The following is a 1,573-nucleotide window of genomic DNA, read 5'->3' on the forward strand; positions in this document are numbered from 1 at the left end:
CAGCTCGCATCCGAAACCTCCGATTTGCACCAGAGATTCAGATTCATCACGTTTTGGAAAGCACAAAGAGTCGGCATCAGAAAGACGACGTATTACTAGACGTTGGCGTCTTGATAGGATGTCGCTCCCTGTGGACCGGTTTTCCTGGCGCGGGCTCCATCAAACTTAATGTAACAAATGATCTATTCCTAAATCACTCATTTCGCTTAACATTTTTGCAGAATAGAGCCTGACTTCAGGGTTTTCTTCTACCGCCCGCCCATACCAATACTTAGCAGAATAAAGGTCGCCTAATGACTGATAGCACATCGCAATGCGCTCACCCAAATATCCGGCATCAAGCGATGGATCGCCACTAGCCATATGCAAGTATATCTTAAGCGCGTCCTGAAATTCGCCGTTTTTGAAGAGATCTCGAGCTTTTTTTTCGAGTTGGTTAAAGTCTTGCATTTGGTAGCCTCTATGGTTTCACAGGCATGTGTACGTTAATATCAATATCTTGATTTTCAACATTAATATGGGGCCCTTGCCCTTTTAAAAATTGACCCGGCATAAGGTCAAACCTCACAATAAGGCCGTTATCAAAAATGAATTGGAAAGCACCTTTCGGCGTTTTCACCATTCTATAACCACCAGCCACTTCATCAGGAGGCTTAATTTCATTGGGCATCTGAATTTTGTCATTTTTATAATTATTTTCATTGGAGTTTTGCGATTTTTGTTCGCCGTTATATCTTCCTTGGTTATAGTCGTTATTTTCTTTGGAGTAGAAATTTTCTTTTTTCCCTCTAGTCGATTCTTCGTTTTTGTCGAGGGCTGCATCGATTTCATCAGACAATGACGAAGTAAGGGCAGAGCTCAAATTTGAATTTACATGGTTGTCCACGTGATCCGCGTGATCGTTGTTGGAGGCACCCTGACCGAAATCATTTTCTTGCTCAGAAAATTTTGTTTCGGTTCCGCTGTAAGAGTGCCCGTTCGGATCGCTCTTATTGACGGGGTCATTTGATGCATAAGCGTACCTATTGGTACCGACACCTTCCTTGGTGGGATCCCAGTCATCCGGCGAGATGAACCTGCCGAATCTCGGATCCATATATCTTGCATTGAGATACATGAGGCCTGTTTCGGGATCGAAGCGCTCGCCGATATAGTTCTTCTGGGTGGTCATCGCCTTGTTGGTTGTTTCGCCATAGGCAGCATAATCAGTACTTTCCACGACCTCGCCGGCCATGTTGGTGACGAAGCGGATCGAAGACAGATGGTCGCGATGCAGGAAGTATTTGGTGCCACCAATGACCTTTACGTCCATGTGCGGATAGCGGGTGGCGATGCCCGTCGCCGGATTAAATTCGACGCTGGCGTCGGGATAGAAGGTGGTGCCCTGTGGTCCGATCTTCTTGAACCGGGTTCCATCGGGGCCATATTCGATCGATGTCGTCGAGCCGTTGGCCTGGACGGCATAGACGCGGTTTGCCAGATCGTAATCGATCTGCCGACTTCCGTCGTTGACCATGTTGCCATTCGGATCATAGCTGAAGGCAACGCCGTTGAGTGACGTCGGTGCATGCGG

2 protein-coding genes are annotated in these 1,573 nt (G+C 47.1%); both read right to left on the bottom strand.

Features of this window, described 5'->3' with window-relative positions; all coding sequences use genetic code 11:
• Positions 1–165: 165 nt before the first annotated feature.
• Positions 166–450: a hypothetical protein gene (locus T424_RS21570; protein ID WP_037068416.1), complete on the bottom strand. Its 285-nt coding sequence runs from the start codon at positions 448–450 to the stop codon at positions 166–168.
• Positions 451–460: 10 nt separating this feature from the next.
• Positions 461–1,573 (bottom strand): RHS repeat domain-containing protein (locus tag T424_RS21575; protein WP_037068419.1); only part of this gene is annotated, 1,113 nt, incomplete at its 5' end.

Origin of the sequence: Allorhizobium undicola ORS 992 = ATCC 700741 (assembly GCF_000621665.1) — a bacterium.
Classification (GTDB): domain Bacteria; phylum Pseudomonadota; class Alphaproteobacteria; order Rhizobiales; family Rhizobiaceae; genus Allorhizobium; species Allorhizobium undicola.